Source organism: Zobellia sp. 1_MG-2023 (genome assembly GCF_030549125.1).
GTDB classification, from domain to species: domain Bacteria; phylum Bacteroidota; class Bacteroidia; order Flavobacteriales; family Flavobacteriaceae; genus Zobellia; species Zobellia russellii.
The window spans coordinates 22,632-39,568 of record NZ_JAUOSY010000011.1; the positions used below are offsets into that span (position 1 = coordinate 22,632).

A 16,937-nucleotide genomic window follows, 5' to 3' on the forward strand; every position below is an offset into this window, starting at 1 on the left:
AAGATAAACAACTGCCTAGCATAAAAGGCTTAACGAAAAAATAAAGTTTGCATCTACCAAATAGTCCTAGGTCATAACTATACTTTTGGATCGGCAGGCACTCCTCAATTATGGGCTTTTTGGTCAAACAACCCCTTATTGTTCAAAATATTGGCATCTGTTGCTTTTGTCACTCTTTTTTTGATTTGAGGGCAAAAATAAACAAGGTCCTATTTGTATTCCCAAAAGATTGCGATTACATTTGAAAATTACTAAAAACGAACATTTACAAATGGCAAAATTAGACGAACTACAAGATATCGTAGTACAGACCCGAAGGGACATTCTACGTATGGTACATAAAGTAAATTCAGGTCACCCAGGGGGTTCTTTGGGCTGTACTGAATTTTTGGTAGCACTTTATAATGAGGTAATGGACCTTAAAGAAGGTTTTGATATGGACGGTAAGGACGAAGATCTTTTCTTCCTTTCCAACGGACACATATCTCCTGTATTTTACAGTGTTTTGGCCAGAAAAGGATATTTCCCGGTAGAAGAGTTGAACACTTTTCGTTTATTGGACTCCCGTCTGCAAGGTCACCCAACCACTCATGAAGGTCTTCCCGGCGTTCGTGTAGCTTCAGGTTCATTGGGCCAAGGTATGTCCGTAGCAATTGGTGCCGCTTTAGGTAAAAAATTAAACGGAGACGATAAATTGGTATACAGCCTTCACGGTGATGGCGAACTTCAAGAAGGTCAAAACTGGGAAGCGATCATGTATGCCGCAGGAAACAAAGTAGACAACCTAATTTCTACTATTGACAGAAACGGACAGCAAATAGATGGACCTACGGAAGAAATCCTTCCGCTAGGAAACCTAAAAGAAAAATTTGAAGTTTTTGGTTGGGATGTTATTGAGGTTGCTGAAGGAAATAATCTTGAAGCTATAGTTAACGGTCTTAACGAAGCCAAAAGCAGAACCGGAAAAGGAAAACCTGTATGTATCATTTTGGATACAATGATGGGTAATGGTGTAGACTTTATGATGCACACGCACGCATGGCACGGTAAAGCGCCAAGTGATGAGCAACTAGAGAGCGCTTTGGGTCAAAATCCTGAAACTTTAGGTGACTATTAAAATTCCGCAACTATCTTAAAATTTTAGTTTTCCGTTTTACGGAAACGACAAAAACGAAACACAATGACAAAATATATAGATCAAGGAAAAAACGATACTAGAAGTGGCTACGGAGCTGCCATGACGGAATTGGGAAGAACCAACCCTAATGTTGTAGCCCTTTGTGCCGATTTAATTGGATCGCTAAAAATTCAACCTTTTATTGATGAGAATCCAGAAAGATTCTTTCAAGTAGGTATTGCCGAAGCTAACATGATGGGTATTGCTGCAGGCCTTACCATTGGTGGTAAAATTCCTTTTGCAAGTACATTTGCCAACTTTGCTACAGGAAGGGTTTATGACCAAATTCGCCAGTCTATTGCCTATTCTGGTAAGAACGTAAAAATATGTGCTTCCCATGCCGGTGTAACCCTTGGTGAAGATGGTGCTACCCACCAGATTCTAGAAGACATAGGTATGATGAAAATGCTTCCGGGCATGACCGTTATCAACCCGTGTGATTACAACCAGACAAAAGCAGCTACCTTGGCCATTGCCGAGCATGAAGGACCTGTTTACCTACGTTTTGGTAGACCAAAAGTGGCCAACTTTACTCCGGTTGACCAGAAGTTCGAAATTGGAAAAGCACTTATGCTTAGCGAAGGTACAGATGTTACCATCGTTGCTACAGGACATTTAGTTTGGGAAGCGTTGATCGCTGCTGAGAAATTGGAAGAGCAAGGTATTTCTGCAGAGGTTATCAATTTCCATACGATTAAGCCTTTTGACGAGGAAGCTCTGTTAAAATCCGTTAAAAAAACAGGTTGTGTTGTATCTGCTGAAGAGCACAATTTCTTAGGCGGACTTGGAGAGAGTGTTGCTAGAACCCTTAGTATTCATAATCCTACGCCTCAAGAGTTTGTTGCAACCCAAGATACTTTTGGTGAAAGTGGTACTCCTGAACAGCTTATGGAGAAGTACGGTTTAAACAATAAAGCTATTGAAAAGGCCGTTTTAAAGGTATTGAAAAGGAAATAACAATGGTATCGTTTTTGATACTGTTGTGGTATTAAAAACGAGAACATATGAGAAAAACACTCCTTACGGCAGTTTTTGCTTTGATAAGCATTGCTGCATTTTCACAAAAAGATTTAGTTGAAATTGGCGTTAAGGCCGGTCTTAACTATAGCGCCAACGGAGATTATTTTGAATCTATTGGTGATGCGGCCAGAGATCCAGACCGAAACATGGGTTACCACTTAGGTCTTTTCACTAAAATAGGCGTTAATCGCATCTATTTTAGACCTGAGTTAATGTACACCAAAACCAAGTCTGATTATAGCGGTGATAAGTTGGACATAAGTAAGTTGGACATGCCCTTACTGGTAGGCGCAAAAATTTTAGGTCCGCTGCATGTATTTGCAGGTCCTTCGTTTCAGTATATTCTTGATACCGAGTTTGATGGTATCTCAATAGATGATATTGAAAATGATTTTAGCGTAGGAGCCAATATAGGCGCCGGTGTAGATTTAGGAAAGCTGGGAATTGATATTAGGTACGAAAGAGGTTTTAACAGCAACGAGGCTACCTTTATCAATACGAACATTACCAACTTAGGCCCTAGTCGTGTAGATGCGCGCCCAGACCAGTTGATCGTTAGTTTATCTTTGACGTTATAAGGAAACTGTTATTATAAAAAGAAAGCCAGAAACAAATGTTTCGGGCTTTCTTTTTATTTATAGGTAGTAAATAATTTTACTTCTTAGTTTGTATCGGCATCTAGATAATCAGGAATACCATCTCCATCGGCATCATCGTTGAACAAGTAACCGTCTTTGTTCGTGTCCTCTTCAATAGACGGAATACCATCACCATCATGGTCTGACTGATTTACCGCAAACATATCCATCTTAAAAATTAATGGGCTGTAGGCAGGTATACTACCTCTTGCTATATTGAAATAACCCAAACCAGATGGAAAAATTATCATTCCAACACCATATCCGTTTACAGAATACGTACCATCATCATTAATCTCCGCAGGTGCTCCTCCTTTTAAAAGTGCCGCTCCCTCAGAAAAACCCCTAGCAGGAGTACCTGAAACAGTGGGTGTTGCCGGCGCTTGTAAACTTGCCAAATCAAACCATACTGGATCATTTTCATTATTATCGTCAAAGACAGTACCATCAATAAGATTTCCACTGTAGCGTACAAAAGCAGAATCGGCCACGCTTAAAGCATCACCCACACCCTCCCGAGCTTCCAAATAGTACAACGTGTGTTTTGTATTCGTTTCTTCCCCAGAAATCAAGAAATGTGTAGAAGGTACGTTTACTTCAATAGGAACCACTTGGTCCAAAAGAGGTGTTTTATCAGAATCACCCTCACCTATTTCCTTTATTTCAATTTTAAAATCAAAATCCTCAGCGGGGTTTTCAAACTCGGCATAATTGTAATAATGCGTTTTAAGATATTCTTGAATCTCCGCTTCATCTTCACTTAAAACTTCACTTAACGGTCTTGGTGGTTCAATCGTTACACCTCCATCATCATTATTACAAGAGTACAGTACAACCACTAACGCCGATAAGGCAACTATTCGATTCAAATTCATCAATTCATTTTTACAGGCGGCAAGATACAATTTTCCCTTATTTTTGTAGAGAGCCTTAACAAAGATTTTTAATAGTTATGCGAATTGATAAGTACTTGTGGAGTACCCGTTATTTTAAGACCCGAAACATTGCCTCTACGGCCTGTAAAAAAGGTCAGGTAAGAATTAATGACCAAGTGGCGAAACCTTCTCGAGAAGTGTACCCAATGGATAAAATTATAGTGAGGAAGGAACAAATTAACCTACAACTAACGGTTCTGGACATTCCTAAAAGCAGAGTGGGCGCCAAATTGGTTGATATTTACCGTACGGATACGACTCCTAAAGAAGCTTTTGAACATAACGAACTTCTTAAGCAGGCCAAAGAACATTACCGCAAGAAAGGAACCGGAAGACCTACTAAAAAAGACCGTCGTGATATTGAGGAGTATTTGGAAGACCCGAACCAAGCTCCTGAAGATTTTAAAAGCACCGAATAAAAAGAGTGAATTTGCATAGCGTTGGCTATCTTTGAATTGAAAATACCCGTTTATGGAGAACAAAATACTTACCCACCAGCAAATACAGCATAAAATAGAGCGTATAGCTTATCAGATATACGAGGCCAATGTTGAGGAAAAAGAAATTATTATTGCCGGTATAGATGGTGGAGGACTGAATTTTGCCAAAAAATTGCAACGGGTACTCAAAGAAGTAACCGATGCCGAAATAACACTTTGCAAGGTTATGATGGACAAAGAAAATCCATTACAAAGTGGCGTACAGACTTCTATTCCAGAGTCGGAATACACAGATAAATCCATTGTGTTGGTAGATGATGTGCTTAACTCCGGTACTACCCTTATTTACGGTGTTCATCATTTTCTAAAAACACCGGTAAAACAACTTAAGACAGCTGTTCTAGTAAATAGAAACCATAAAAAATATCCTGTGAAGGCAGATTATAAAGGTATTTCCTTATCTACCTCACTGCAAGAGCATGTACACGTACTGTTTCAGGCTAAAAATGACATGGTCTACCTAGACTAATAAGGCTCCCATTTCGGCCACAATTTCCTCTGGATTTTTTCCGTCCGAACTAATGACCTTATCTGTTTGGTTATAGAAATAACTTCTTTCAAAAAGGTGCTTACCAATAAACTCCGGTAATTCATCTTCCGGTATATTCATTATTAACGGACGTTGGTCCTTTTCCTTTAAAAGACGATTAACAAGTTCAGCTATAGATACCTTTAGATAAATAGCATTTTTTGTAGCATCCAGAACTGCTTGCATATTATTACCATAACACGGGGTACCACCTCCTAAGGATAACACAAAATTGTCCATTTGGGCAAGTACTTCATTTAGATACGCATATTCCTTTTTTCTAAAATAAAGTTCGCCTTTAGTTTTGAAAATATCGGGCACGGACATTTGCTCTGCTTCCTCAATGTAGTTATCTAAATCTATAAATTCTAAACCTCTTTCTTTGGATAGCAACTTGCCAATTGTGCTCTTGCCACTACCCATATAACCCAACAATACTATTTTCACAATTTTATTTTAATGTAAAAGTGGCTTATTTCTAGGGGTTTTCAAAAAAAAATAAATTTATCTCAAAAAGGGCTTGGAAAATAAAGTAATCGACTTATATTTGCACCCGCATTGAGGGAATCAATCCTTATTTGTTATTGACCTGGTAGCTCAGTTGGTAGAGCATCTCCCTTTTAAGGAGAGGGTCCTGGGTTCGAGCCCCAGCCAGGTCACCAATTAAATAACAGCCTCTTGAACAAATAAAGAGGCTTTTTTATTTAATCATGTGAGCCGTTTTTTTAGAAAAATACACACATTAGTTTTTGACATTATGACCTGGTAGCTCAGTTGGTAGAGCATCTCCCTTTTAAGGAGAGGGTCCTGGGTTCGAGCCCCAGCCAGGTCACAATTTGGGAAAAACCTAAAGTAAAAACCTCGTAAATCATGGATTTACGAGGTTTTTACAGTTAAACCCATAAATTTTAATCTTACCCCTTTAGAAAGGTCCAACTATCCATTGGCCTATAATGAATCAACCGGGTAAATTTTCCTCACTCGGTTATATGGTCATTCGTTAAGAAAACAATATAATTCACTTGTAATCAATTGTTTAAAGAAAAAAATAAAATACAAAGGCACGCTCTTTGCTTATTATTCTTTAGGTATCATAGAAAAGAATGTACTTGTTCCCCATACTTCATACTAATCTATGAAAACCATAAGGTCTTAGTACATCTAAATACCGTAAACAGAAGTTTGTGAGATCCAAGACCTACTCATCTTGGATTGAGGAAAACAATTAAAAAATTATGATCATGGGGAAAAAGCTTCTATTACCAACAGATTTTTCAAAAAATTCTTTGAACGCAATTGAATATGCCATAAAACTATATGCGCATGAAAAATGCGATTTTTATATTCTCAACATCTATTCCCAAGATAGATATGGCCTTGATAGCCTCAACCGTCTAGACCCGGACGATGCTTTTAATAAACTCTCCGAAAAACGTTCAAAACAAGGTTTAGGAGCTATTTTAACTCACTTGACTTTTGAGGATAAAAACCCCAAACATGCCTTTCATGTTCTTTCTCGTTCCACACTGCTATTAGATGCCATAGATGATATTATTAAATCTCTGCATATAAACATGGTCATCATGGGGGCCAAAGGCATGACAAACAAGCGAACTGGAAAATACGGAAAAACCACACTCTCTGTAATAGAAAGCGTTAGAAAATGTCCTGTTTTAGTGGTGCCACGAAATGCAATCTTTAATCATCCAAAAGAAATCGTTCTTGCTACGGACTTTAAAACCGATTTCAATTTTTTTGATGTTAAGCAATTGGCTGAAATAGCAAAATTGAACAAATCCAGTATTCAAGTACTCAGTTTAGAAAGCGATGCTACTTTAAATCCTAAGCAAAAAGAGAATAAAATAATGCTTATCAAATATTTTGAAGATATAGACCTTGGCTTCAACATAGTACATAATGCAAAAATGGATATTGCATTAAACTGTTTCGTTAAAATTAGAAAAAGTAACATGGTAAGTTACGTTAATAAAAAACGAACGTTTTGGGAGAGGCTAGGTTTTGGAAAACATACATTGGGCAAATTAGGCTATTTTGAAAATATACCCGTACTCGCATTAAATGATAGGTAGAACACGTCTGTTAAACTACCTTATAAGAGCAGATTTACATCTGTCTACCACTTTTCTAAACCCATCAATTATTCCCCCTTTTATCCGTTCTTTATTCCTTCTTTGATGTAATTTTGCACCGGCAATAAAGAGCATAAAATCCATGGAAGAAGGTTTACACAGATTACTATACGATTACCTATTAAAAACAGGAATGAGCGACAGCCTAGCATCATACCTAAATTTAGGAATAGTACTGGTGGCGGCACTTATCCTAGCCTGGTTCTTAGACCTAATTATTTGGCGCGTTTTACGCTACATCTCTTTAAGGTTTGCCCGAAAGTCAAAAACCAACTTTGACAACTTTCTTGTTATCAATAAAGTACCTCGTTACGTAGCCCACATAATTCCTTTGCTAATTCTGTTCGAGTTTATTCCTTTTGCATTTTTCCATTTTGACTATGTGGGCCAACTGGCGCTTAAATTGCTGCAGATTCTATTTGTTATCCTAACGATTTTAATTGTCAAAAGTCTCTTTACAAGTACCAATGATTACTTAAAGACCAAGCCTAGGTTTAGAGATAAACCCATGGACAGTTACATTCAGGTTTTTATGATTTTTGCCTGGTTCATTGGTATCTTAACCATATTTGCTATAATTACGGATGTTCTCATCTGGAAGTTTTTCACGGCACTTGGTGCAGGCTCGGCCGTTATTCTTCTGATATTCAAAGATTCCATTTTAGGTCTGGTTGCCAGTATACAGGTTAGTATAAACGATATGGTGCGTATTGGTGACTGGATTACCTTTGAAAAATTTGGTGCAGACGGCGACGTTATAGAAATTACCTTGGCCACCGTAAAAGTCCAGAATTTTGATAAGACCATTACCACCATTCCTACCTATTCCCTTATTTCCGATTCTTTTAAAAACTGGAGAGGTATGGAAGTTTCGGGTGGAAGACGCATTAAAAGAGCTTTGATCATCAGTCAAAAAAGCATACGTTTTCTAACCGATGAGGATATGGAATCACTTGAAAAAATTCAGCTTATACAGCCTTATCTTATCAATCAGAATGAGCAAATCAACTCATACAACACCACCAATAAAATAGATAAAAATCTAGCTATAAACGGCAGGAACCTGACCAATATCGGTGTATTCCGTAAATACGTAAATGATTATCTTCAAAACCATTCCGCCGTAAATAAGGGTATGACCTTAATGGTACGCCAACTAGCACCAACAGCACAAGGTATTCCTTTGGAAATATATGCTTTTAGTGCGGATAAGCGCTGGGAAAATTACGAGTATATCATGGCCGATATTTTTGACCACCTCTTGGCCGCATTGCCCTATTTCAATTTAGAGGTTTTTGAGCTTCCCACTTCCTTGAATGTGCCAACAGCTAATTAAGCCTCCATTACTAAAATTAAAACTAGACTGACCGGACGACGGTTACATCTTCTTTAAAAGAGCCACCCAGTCTTCATGTACTAACCCGGATGTAGCCGGCGGATTTCCGAGAGTTCTAACAGCACCTCCGGCAACAATCGGGATAGAGCCTTTTTGAAGTTCTCCTCCATTTAAAGGGTCAAACCAAAAAACCTCAAACTCTCCTGATTCCTCAGAAAGGTTGATCGTAGCCTCTTTTACTTGGGGAAGGAATGCCGCATAGACCTTACCTTTTTCCCTGAAACAATACGCCTCATCTATATTGACCAAATCGTGCTGTGGCTGCATGTTCCAATACGGCAGGTTTTCTTGAAAGAACGAACGTGCATGATTTGATATTTTCCAAAGTCTATCCCGCTGGCGCCAATCTTCTGAAGTAAGATCGTTGTGCGGATGCTTGGCTCCAAAGTACCACTCCACTCCAGCTCCACCAGAAAGTAAACTTCCCCAAAGCACGTATTTTCGTAAAGTTTCATGGGTTGGATCTTCACTATCCAAAACAGCACCCTGAAACCATTTCCCTATCTCATCCATGGTAATCATCCATTCATGGCCCGTTTCCTTAGATTTCGTCCTCCATTCTTCAACAACATTAGCAGCATGCTTTCTTTCGTCTTGCTGTAATGAGAGCCCATCTACATATCTATAGCCCACAATAGAGTCTAGAATTTCGCTTCTCAAAGGGGCATGAGCATGCGTATGTAACAACAGCGGATGATTGTAAGGGTCTGTCTCCTTAATAAATTTGGCCATAGCTTTTCTTTGCGCATCGTTCTGGCCCAAAGGCGACCATTCCGCAGGTCCATTTTCTTCTCCCAAGTTCCAAGTAAGGCCCAAATGGTGGCCAAAACGGGCTATCAACTCGCTTAAATAAAGCTTTCGCATTGGCCCGGTTTCTCCATTATCCAATAGCGTTTCATTCTCTGTTTCTTGTAGTACAACGTGAAGCATCAACCCCTTTGATTGCATATGGTGAAAAACAATTTCCCATTGCTCCAGTTTGCTCACATCAAAACGGCTAAGCTCCTCCGGTTTTGTATATGGCCATACGTCTTTTCCATCACCAAGGATATTCATGGTTAAGAAATAAACGGTATTCATTCCTGTATCTGCAAGGTAATTTAACGCCCCAATCAAAGCTTTTCCTTTACCGTCCTTCCACGTTGGGTCTCCCGCTTTCCAGTCAGTTATGTGAGATGGATAGGAATGTATTTCATCTGTAGTGCTCGCCTCTCCTTCATCGTTAGAAGAAGCTATCCTATACGTACCATCAAAATCTACGTAGCCTAGCAGATTTTCTGGACTGTTGGCCCCTACTTTTAACCAATAGGTGTCCGTATTTTTAAATTTGTAGTAGCCCTTGGAGACCACAAGCCTACCATTTGCCCTGAAATCCACCCCTTCTTTATCGGATTCAATTACTTTAAAAATGCCTTTGGCATTTGAAATAGACACCTCTTTTGCTTCTGACACGTTTTCCTGAATGGCGATGCTGTCTTTGTGGTACAATTTTGCGGAATAACTCCAATCTCCCAGCAAATCCGGTGAAAAACGTACCCTCCAAATATTTCCTTTTTTTGAGCTAGTCTCCGAAGCATTCCCATCTGCCGCATAAAACCCTCTAATTTTATAGCTGGTCTGTGCATTTGTAAAAACCACCTCTAGACGATAATTTAAAAACGGATTGTCTTCTGCATCCTCCGAAGTTTTAGGACCTTCAAAATCTATTTCTACCGTGTGCCATTGCCGGTAAATTCCACTAGATATTGTAGTGTTATTGGTTTGGGCGGTATTTGAGTCTACAGTTGATACTTCTGTTGCTACCGGTTCTGATGCGCTATTTGAATTGTCCGTTCCGGTTTTGGACACATTACAGCTTGATACTATAAAAAATACAAGCAGTGCCAACATAATGATGCACTTTAATACTGAAAAACGTGTTCTGGAGAGTGAATGTATTTTCATTGACATAGGTTGATTAATTAAGCAGATTGGTTTTTGAACCGAACACTTTAGGGAATCTTATATTCAAAAGGCATTTTATTGCCCATTGATCCGCCTAAAGACAGTACAGCATATTTTACCGCAAGTCCGAAAATAGAATAAGAAATTCATTTCTCCAACCCTATTTCTTTAAATCGCTCACTAAAAAAAGCCATAAACTAAAATTAGTTTATGGCTTTCATACCAAACAGGTATTCGTTTATAAGTAACTCATAATTTTATATACCAGGTTCCGGTCTATTTTTCTATAAGGTCTGCAAGTACCTTCTTAAACGTTTCTACGGGTTGTGCACCTGTAAGTGCGCTCTTTTTATCAAACACAAAAGTAGGCACAGAAGATACGCCAAGCCCCTGCCAATACTGTTCCTTGGAAGCTACCTCGTAACGGGCGGTATCATCATCTAAACGGGACATTGCTTCTTCCACATTTAAGCCAACGGCTTTCAATTCTTGAGCTAGAACTTCTCTATCGGACACATTCTTTCTTTCGCTAAAAAATGCGGAAACCAAACGCATCTTAAGTTCGGTCTGCTTTCCTTTTTCATGAGCGTATTCCAACAGAACATGTGCATCTCGGGTATTGGCCATTCTCATTTCATCAAAATAATCGAATGTAAAACCTAAATCTTCACCAAATTCCGTCATACGTTCCTGAGACAATTTTTGTTCCTCAAGAGATGAACCATATTTTTCGGCAATATGTTCTTGAACATTTTGTCCTTCTGCAGGCATATTCGGGTTTAATTCGAAGGGTTGCCATTCCAACTCGATTTTATCCTCAACACCCAACTCGGAAATAGCACGTTCTAAACGCTTGTAACCAATTACACACCAAGGACAAACCACATCCGAAACCAAATCTATCTTTATCTTTTCTGCCATAACTTATATCATATCATTTTTAACCAATAAACAATTTGCCAAACGCGTTTGGCAAACTCTCTATCTAAGACGATTTTGCCTATACAACCTTACTAATTTGAACTTGAGGTTTAGCATTTGTAAAATTAGGTAAATCGCTTAAAATCTTTTCTGCATTGGAACCGAACGATTCTTGGAAGGATTCTAACGAGTCAAAAAGTAAATTCGCAATAACCGCGTATGGGGCTTTATCCGCTGGGGTTGCTCCGGTAATTCCAAAATTAATATCCAACCCCTTAATGGCATCCCCCATTAAGTCCTCCAATAATTGACTGTGTTTTGTTGTGTAATATTCTTTATCGAACTCTAAATCTTCACTGTTCGGGTACATTACGGTTAACTTTATCATAGTACTTTTTTTTAAAAAAGTTGATGAATAGACCATCTATGCGAAAAAATTGATAAGCATTGTGTGTTCAATCCTTATTTATAAATGAAAAAATAAACCTCCCGCATAAAACGGAAGGTTTATATGTTGCCATCAAGCTTCATTAGCTTACATTAGGCAACTTCGTTTTCCTTTTTCCAAGCAAATTTCTCGAACGCAGCGTCAACTGGAGTTTCTGCAATGTGGTTCACATAGTTACTAATTACTTTTTGAGAAAGTCCCAAAATGATTTCCAACAATTGTCTTTCATCATAACCCGCTGCATAAAATGCTTTAACATCTTTAGGGTCAATATACCCTCTATTGCGAACAATTTTAAGGGTAGTCTCATGAAGTACCTGTAACTTTTCGGATGGCAATTGAGTTCCGTTTCTTAGCGCTTCCGTAATAGCATCATCTACCTTCATCATTTTTGCGATTGCGGTATGTGCCGGTACACAATAATGACATTCGTGCTCCACGTTAATGGTTTGCCATACTACAGTAAGTTCATCATTATCAAATGAAGAGTTTACAAAAAGCTCGTGTATAGATTGGTATGCTTCCAAAAGACCGGGTGCCGAGGCCAATACGCCATGTAGATTAGGTATATTACCATACGCCTTTATTGATTTTTCCAATAATGGCTTGCTATCTTCCGGTGCGGTTTCTAAAGTGTGAATCGTTAATGTACTCATAGTTCTAATTTTAATTTATTTATATTTCTAAGCAAATGCTTAGTTTAGGGTTAAAAAATTTTTAAATATTCAAAAACGTTATTTCAATCGTATCATTGATTTGGTTTTGGTCGAAAACTTTTGATGAAACTGACAAACCCAACAAAGTATTCATTAAATAATTTGACTGCCTAATAGCTTCTTCTTGAGTGTTTTCTTCTTCTTGCAAAAGATTATCTACAAATAGTTGCTTGATGCTATTGGCAAATTCAATTAACTGCTCCCTAATTACTGGATCTGCATCTGCGTTAATTTCATTTACGGTATTGGTTACCAAACATCCCTTATTCTTCCCATCTTCTTTTGCAAACTCCAAGAAATCATAAAAATATTGCTTAATACCTTCCTTACCATTATTAGACTTAGAAAGTTTATCCGTTATGACGCGTACACGTTTCCGGTAGGCATTAATGCTTTCAACAAAAACCCCTTGCTTATTCCCAAAGCTAGAGTAAATAGAAAATTGGTTAATCCCCATTTCCTTTTCAAGCATACGAACCGTAGTAGCCTCATAACCATTTCTCCAAAAAAGAGCAGTGGCCTTTTCTATTACTTCATCTTCGTTATATTTTTTTTTTCTAGCCATTATTTCTAAACTACGATACAAAACTAAGCACTTGCTTTGAAACGAACAAAAAATTAAGAATACTTTAGCTTTAGGGATAAAAAAAACAGCTCAAACCTTTAATTCATAGCCCCATGAATTAAAATTTTGAACTGTCTACTAATTAAGGAATATATTGAATTATCTGTACGATACAGCAATCTTGGCGAGTTGGCCAACAATTTTAACTGAATCCTTCATAGAAAGTTTAGAACCGTCTGCATGAATCCATCGTTTTAATGGTTGCTCACAAATAACGCGTTTTGCTTCTTCTTTACCATAGTGTTTTCTCATGCGCATAAAAATCTCCACATCAAAAAGCCATTTGGTAATAAATTTTTTGTTGAACATGGTAGAAGCTATCTCACGGTCCATTATTTTGGCTCCACATTGGGTGTCCTTAAACGGCATACCAAGAATAGTCTGTATGATCATATTGATGGTCATGCTTATAATTTTACGAGCCGACTCCTTGGTGATGTTCGCCCCCATTCTACTGATTCTGGAACCACTTACAATTTTAAAATCCGAGTTTTCAATGGTTTTTACTAAATCATCAAAATCTCTAAAATCAGTTGAAAGATCGGCATCCAAATACCCTAGGTAATCTAACTGTTCATCTTTTATCATGTGCAAAATTCCCTGTCGTACCGCTTCGGCCTTACCACCGTTCTTCTCACAATCATAAACGCTTATATTGGATTCATGCCCTTTGCGTAGTTCATGAAGTACCTCTAAAGTTCTATCTGTACTTCCATCATTTACAAAGCATAAATGATAGCCTAAATTCTTATGCGCAAACTCCTTAAATTCAGGACCGGACAAACGGTCTTCTTCATTATAACAAGGAATTATTACACCCACGCAATTCTTTTGAAGCATACGTGCATTATCACTTTTAAACGCTTTCTCTTCAACCTCAGGAGCGCCAATAATTCGTTTTATACGTGCCGCCATTTCGTCTAGGCTCACAGGCTTTTTCATGTAGTCATTTATTCCCAGATCAAAACCATCTACAATGATTTTTTCATCGGTATTACCTGACATGACCAGAATAGGTGTTTCGGATTTCTTTTCGATCCTTATATGCTCAACTACCCTAAGGCCTGACATGCCCGGCATATTTATATCTACCAAAACTAAATCTGGCTGAAAACTATCAAATACTTCTATGCCCTGCTCTCCAGAACTGGCCGTTTTAACCTCATAACCTAATTCTAATAGTCTCTTTTCAACTGAAAGCAAAATCAATTGCTGGTCGTCTATGGTTAATATTTTCATGGTGGTATATTTTATTAAGAAGTGGGAACCTTTTTTTTATGCTTTTACTTTTTCGTGGGTTAGTCCAATGGCGTTAACGTCTATAATCTGCCCTTTGGATTTTTGAACCTGAATAGCCTTAAAATAATCCAGATACATTTGGGTAATGGTACTCATAGGCAATGAACATGCAGCCGCATAATTGGTTTGGGCCAACTCCGTTCTATAGGCATCATCCGTGAGTATTTTTTCTATGGCGTCCGCTAATGAATTTTTGTCCTCGGGTAAAAAGAACTCGCCCCTATACCCTTCTTCCTTAACTAGTACGCTCAAGTCTCCCAAATCAGGAAGAGCAACTGCTTTCCCGTAGCTTCCTGCTTGATGCAATACACCCGAACTACCTGTGGTAGAGGTATACGGGAAGACCACTACCGCACTTTCTCCAAAAATAACGGGCACGTCCTCTTCGGCTACATAGCCTGTAAATCGTATTTGCGGTACATGGCTGTATATTTCTTCCATCTTCTTAAGGTAGCCTGGTGTATTAGGACTATCCGTTCCGGCAATTACAATTTCTATATCTTCATTGCTCCTATTACGAATTACCTCTATTGCCTCAATAAGTACCTCAACCTTTTTGTAGGTCCCGAACTTCCCGAAAGCCATTACCTGTTTTGGTCCAGCTGGAAGATTAAAATCCGGTTCTGGTGGAGTTTCAAAAGAGCCGTGAGGAATTAATGCTATATTTTTTGCTTTATATTTCTTCTCAAGGATGGTTACGTATTTGCTTATGGTCACGGCTAAAATATCCGATGCAAGAACAAACTTGGTCAAGGTCGTACCTATAAAACCATATATGCTCTGTAATATTTTGCTTTTGGTAAAACCGGCACTATCCAAATCTACCTGCTCTAAAATATTATGTAATAATGATATGGTAGGAATTCCTTTAAATTTGGTTGCATAAGGCAACATCAAACCTAAAGCCGCAGGAATTTTTTTATCCCCAAATTTTAAGAACTGTAAATTATAAAGTACGGCATCTGGCTTATGGGTTTTAATAGCTTTGTTTACTGTAAGTAAATTAGAATAGCTATTGAACTCCCAGCATTCCGAAACGGTTATCTTACAACCTTCCCCTTCAAAAGAAAGATCCTTTGGAGCTTCGGTCTTATCCGTCATTAAAATGATTTCAGTTACTTCTTCTTGTAATCTAAAATGCTTTACAAGATAATATCCGTACTCCGTTAAGGTTACCTTACTGGGCGGATATGCAGTTACAATGGCTAGTTTCATACTACAGGTTTGATAGATTTGGGACTATTTAATTATATTTCTGGATTTTAATTTTTTCAACTTTCGGATATACTTTTCTTTCTTATTTCTTTATTTGAAAAATACATCAACTGGACTACCAATAATATACTCATGGCTATTAATTGCATATACACCACACTTTCTAAAGTGTCATGATACAATACCACTAACACAATTTGCGAAAGACCCAATACACCGGATAATATAACCGGCACATAATGATCCAACGATAAAAAATAATAAGCGAAAATATTGGAGATGGCAAAGAGCGATGTTGCCAAAGCATATTGCCATAATAAACTGGACATGGCTATATAGGAATCGCCGAACATTAATGATATTATCAATTCAGGGAACAAATAACATACTACAACAATGCCTGCTGAAAGTAGCCCGATGTAGGATACATATTTAAATAAAACGGGAGCTGTTGGCTCGCCATCTTTTTGTTTTTGCACCACTACCGGAAGCAATAACATGACGAACATCCATGCTACAAAATACACCACCCTTCCAATTAAGGCCAGTGAAGCGTAAAGACCGGCTTCCATAGGTTCAAAGTAATGCTTTACCAAAAGCACATCGCTATTATTGATTATGATTTGCGTGAACTCATAACAGGCAGTCAACCAAATAAACTGAGAAACCCGTTTTGTGTTTTCTGCATCAAGCTTTCTAGTTTCCCCAAAGGATATTGATGTGCTATCGGATGGAAAAAGTCCAAAAAGAAAAGAAAGGAAAATGCCCAATGCCACCAATGTTCCCGGTTCTATATCCAATAGAAAAAGTAAAAGCATCGTAAGCACCAACCTACTCCACATCTCCGTCTGGTAGGTGATCGACAGTTTTCCAAATTCCTGTCTGCCCTGGTATGCTCCTCTATTTACACTCATAAAAAAGTAAATAGGTATACCTAGACCAAATATGATAAACATCCAATGACTTTCCGTATTGAAAAGTGCTTGTAATTGTTTAGAAAAAATAAGAATGAGTACTCCAATGATGAGACCAACTACACTAGCTTGACGATAGGTTATATTCTTAAAAATGTCCCATTCCTTACCAGAGAATATAACCGCGAATTTTGCCGTTGCCAGTTGAAAGGTCATTCCCATAAAGGATAGTACCAATAATAAGGTGACAAGAAGTGCCGCTTCTGAAAATGCAGCCGGCCCTAATAGCCTACCTAATAAAAGGTTATACAAGTAGTTTCCCCCATTGACCAAAAGCACGCTTCCCATGAACAATTGTTCCTGAGAAACTTTCTTAAACATTAACTTAATGGCGGTCATAGTTGGTGTGGTCTTAGTTTATGCTGTAATTATTTTATTATGTGCTTTCTTGAACATTTTAGTATTTAAAATATATAGCTATCTGGGATTCAAATATGTAGCAGCAAGATT

17 protein-coding genes and 2 tRNA genes are annotated in these 16,937 nt (G+C 38.1%); 9 read left to right on the forward strand and 10 right to left on the reverse strand.

Annotated elements, in window-relative coordinates:
- Nucleotides 1-247: 247 nt before the first annotated feature.
- From Q4597_RS17560 to Q4597_RS17570, 3 genes are all read left to right on the forward strand, one after another.
- The gene (locus Q4597_RS17560; RefSeq protein ID WP_303407475.1) at nt 248-1,117 is read left to right on the forward strand and encodes a transketolase; all 870 of its coding nucleotides are present in this window, start codon (nt 248-250) and stop codon (nt 1,115-1,117) included.
- A gap of 63 nt (nt 1,118-1,180) precedes the next feature.
- Nucleotides 1,181-2,134: a transketolase family protein gene (locus Q4597_RS17565; RefSeq protein WP_215441858.1), complete on the forward strand. Its 954-nt coding sequence runs from the start codon at nt 1,181-1,183 to the stop codon at nt 2,132-2,134.
- Nucleotides 2,135-2,181: 47 nt separating this feature from the next.
- A complete protein-coding gene (locus Q4597_RS17570; RefSeq protein WP_303407401.1) occupies nt 2,182-2,775 on the forward strand; it encodes a porin family protein in 594 nt (197 codons plus the stop codon).
- An 83-nt stretch (nt 2,776-2,858) separates the two neighbouring features.
- Here Q4597_RS17570 and Q4597_RS17575 read toward each other — a convergent pair whose 3' ends face one another.
- Nucleotides 2,859-3,710, reverse strand: a complete 852-nt coding sequence (locus Q4597_RS17575) for an FKBP-type peptidyl-prolyl cis-trans isomerase (RefSeq protein WP_303407402.1) — start codon at nt 3,708-3,710, stop codon at nt 2,859-2,861.
- 77 nt (nt 3,711-3,787) lie between these two features.
- Between Q4597_RS17575 and Q4597_RS17580 the strand changes: the two genes are divergently transcribed.
- Nucleotides 3,788-4,189: an RNA-binding S4 domain-containing protein gene (locus tag Q4597_RS17580; protein WP_215912744.1), complete on the forward strand. Its 402-nt coding sequence runs from the start codon at nt 3,788-3,790 to the stop codon at nt 4,187-4,189.
- 52 nt (nt 4,190-4,241) lie between these two features.
- Entirely contained in the window at nt 4,242-4,739 is a 498-nt protein-coding gene (locus Q4597_RS17585; RefSeq protein ID WP_303407403.1) for a phosphoribosyltransferase family protein, read from the forward strand.
- Here Q4597_RS17585 and Q4597_RS17590 read toward each other — a convergent pair.
- The gene (locus Q4597_RS17590) at nt 4,731-5,246 is read right to left on the reverse strand and encodes a shikimate kinase (protein ID WP_303407404.1); all 516 of its coding nucleotides are present in this window, start codon (nt 5,244-5,246) and stop codon (nt 4,731-4,733) included. The genes Q4597_RS17585 and Q4597_RS17590 overlap by 9 nt on opposite strands.
- Nucleotides 5,247-5,385: 139 nt before the next feature.
- Between Q4597_RS17590 and Q4597_RS17595 the strand changes: the two genes are divergently transcribed.
- The 4 genes from Q4597_RS17595 to Q4597_RS17610 all read left to right on the forward strand — a co-directional run bounded on the left by Q4597_RS17595 (nt 5,386) and on the right by Q4597_RS17610 (nt 8,285).
- Nucleotides 5,386-5,461 (forward strand) — tRNA-Lys (locus Q4597_RS17595).
- 97 nt (nt 5,462-5,558) lie between these two features.
- Nucleotides 5,559-5,631, forward strand: a tRNA-Lys gene (locus Q4597_RS17600).
- A gap of 409 nt (nt 5,632-6,040) precedes the next feature.
- Nucleotides 6,041-6,889 carry a universal stress protein gene (locus tag Q4597_RS17605; RefSeq protein WP_303407405.1) on the forward strand — a complete coding sequence of 283 codons (849 nt, stop codon included), beginning with the start codon at nt 6,041-6,043 and terminating at the stop codon, nt 6,887-6,889.
- Between the two features lie 142 nt (nt 6,890-7,031).
- Nucleotides 7,032-8,285, forward strand: coding sequence for a mechanosensitive ion channel family protein (locus tag Q4597_RS17610; RefSeq protein WP_303407406.1), 1,254 nt, complete (start codon nt 7,032-7,034; stop codon nt 8,283-8,285).
- Nucleotides 8,286-8,327: 42 nt separating this feature from the next.
- Here the strand turns inward: Q4597_RS17610 and Q4597_RS17615 are convergent, their stop codons facing one another.
- The 8 genes from Q4597_RS17615 to Q4597_RS17650 all read right to left on the reverse strand — a co-directional run bounded on the left by Q4597_RS17615 (nt 8,328) and on the right by Q4597_RS17650 (nt 16,826).
- A complete protein-coding gene (locus Q4597_RS17615) occupies nt 8,328-10,289 on the reverse strand; it encodes a DUF5060 domain-containing protein (RefSeq protein ID WP_303407407.1) in 1,962 nt (653 codons plus the stop codon).
- A gap of 276 nt (nt 10,290-10,565) precedes the next feature.
- Nucleotides 10,566-11,210 carry a DsbA family oxidoreductase gene (locus Q4597_RS17620; protein WP_289063090.1) on the reverse strand — a complete coding sequence of 215 codons (645 nt, stop codon included), beginning with the start codon at nt 11,208-11,210 and terminating at the stop codon, nt 10,566-10,568.
- Nucleotides 11,211-11,289: 79 nt separating this feature from the next.
- Nucleotides 11,290-11,598 (reverse strand): EthD family reductase, encoded by a 309-nt coding sequence (locus tag Q4597_RS17625; RefSeq protein WP_303407408.1) that lies wholly within the window; start codon nt 11,596-11,598, stop codon nt 11,290-11,292.
- Nucleotides 11,599-11,750: 152 nt separating this feature from the next.
- Complete coding sequence (locus Q4597_RS17630) at nt 11,751-12,314, reverse strand: carboxymuconolactone decarboxylase family protein (protein ID WP_303407409.1); 564 nt, start codon at nt 12,312-12,314, stop codon at nt 11,751-11,753.
- A gap of 61 nt (nt 12,315-12,375) precedes the next feature.
- Nucleotides 12,376-12,939 carry a TetR/AcrR family transcriptional regulator gene (locus tag Q4597_RS17635; protein ID WP_303407410.1) on the reverse strand — a complete coding sequence of 188 codons (564 nt, stop codon included), beginning with the start codon at nt 12,937-12,939 and terminating at the stop codon, nt 12,376-12,378.
- A gap of 159 nt (nt 12,940-13,098) precedes the next feature.
- Nucleotides 13,099-14,238 (reverse strand): response regulator, encoded by a 1,140-nt coding sequence (locus tag Q4597_RS17640; protein ID WP_303407411.1) that lies wholly within the window; start codon nt 14,236-14,238, stop codon nt 13,099-13,101.
- 36 nt (nt 14,239-14,274) lie between these two features.
- Nucleotides 14,275-15,513: a glycosyltransferase gene (locus Q4597_RS17645; protein ID WP_215441839.1), complete on the reverse strand. Its 1,239-nt coding sequence runs from the start codon at nt 15,511-15,513 to the stop codon at nt 14,275-14,277.
- A 56-nt stretch (nt 15,514-15,569) separates the two neighbouring features.
- Complete coding sequence (locus tag Q4597_RS17650) at nt 15,570-16,826, reverse strand: oligosaccharide flippase family protein (protein ID WP_303407412.1); 1,257 nt, start codon at nt 16,824-16,826, stop codon at nt 15,570-15,572.
- Nucleotides 16,827-16,937: the final 111 nt, after the last annotated feature.